Genomic DNA, 1,269 nt, shown 5'->3' with positions numbered 1-1,269 from the left:
ACCAAGGCACCACCCGCCGGCCCCGACAAGCCCGGCGGAGCATCGGCCACGCCGATCAAACCCGGCGCCATGCCGCCCGTCCCCGGTGTCCCCAGCACGCCCACCGCACCTCCGCCATCAACCGCTACACCTCCGCCATCGGCTACTACGCCCCCGCCGTCGGCTACTACGCCTCCGCCGTCGGCTGCCACCCCTCCGCCGTCAACCGCGACGCCTCCGCCGTCCACGGTCAAGCCGGGCACGCCGGTGGCTCCCGCAGCAGGCATCACCCCGCCCGCAGCAGGCGGGATGCCCCCTGCCGCCGGAGCTACCCCGCCGTCCCCAGAGGGTGACCGCAGCACCAAGTTCAACCAGCCCAGCACCCCCAAGGGCGTCTTCGACACCCCCAAGCCCGTCGCGGGCGACGGCACCATCACCAAGGCACCACCCGCCGGCCCCGACAAGCCCGGCGCCACCCCGTCGACCACGCCTCCTGGCAGCCGTGGCGGCGTGAACGTGCCGCCCGCAGGCGTGCCGTCCCCCAGCACGCCCACTCCCGGCACGCCTTCACCCAACGCTCCTGCGCCGAGCACCCAACCGCCGGCGGGCACCACGCCTCCGGCTGCGGACAACAAGGGCGGCCCGAAGGTCGAAACCCCTGCCTCGCAGCCGCCGTCGTCCGACGCGCCGAAGGATTCCAAGCCTTCGTGGATGAACCTGCCCGACGAGGACGCGGGCTACGAAGTCGACTCCGACTCCGACTCGGACTACGACTCGGATTCCGATTACGACTCGGACTTCGACTTCGACGACCCAGCACCCTCACCCGCACCGAAGCCCGAACCATACGTCGTGCCCGATGTGCAGCCGGACCCCACGACGATGGGTGAGACCGACCCCGGTTACGACGCGGACGTGGATTCCGACCCGATCGTGAATCCCGCGACGCTGACCGACGCGGAGTTCAAGGCACTGTTGGACACCAGGACCGATGGCGCGTGGTTCTGGTCGGGCAACTTCGTCGGGTTCGACAACAAGAACCACACCATCATGAACATCGCCGGATGGGAAGCATTCGGCAACGCGGGCACCACGCTGGAGGACCGACTCGACGACGCGAACGTGGAAATGCCCACGTTCACCATGCGCGACCCCGAATCCCAGCGCATCTGGGAAAACGCATCCCAATTCTTCGCCGAAAACGCCAGCGGCGACGTCTACGTCGCCCTCGGCGTCAACCGCCGCGAAGGCAACGTCTTCGACACCAAAGAATTCCCCGCACTTCAGGAA

The 1,269-nt window shown here is 68.8% G+C and carries 1 protein-coding gene and 1 pseudogene; both read left to right on the top strand.

The window, feature by feature from the left end:
* On the top strand, positions 1-332 hold a 332-nt coding region (locus IEZ00_RS37680), incomplete at its 5' end, for a hypothetical protein (RefSeq protein ID WP_229796450.1).
* Positions 289-1,269, top strand: a pseudogene (locus IEZ00_RS37920) (hypothetical protein); the annotation flags it as partial. The gene IEZ00_RS37680 and the pseudogene IEZ00_RS37920, both read left to right, overlap by 44 nt.

The sequence above is a fragment of the Saccharothrix coeruleofusca genome (genome assembly GCF_014648515.1).
Lineage (GTDB): Bacteria > Actinomycetota > Actinomycetes > Mycobacteriales > Pseudonocardiaceae > Actinosynnema > Actinosynnema coeruleofuscum.
This window is presented reverse-complemented; position numbering and strand designations above follow the sequence as displayed.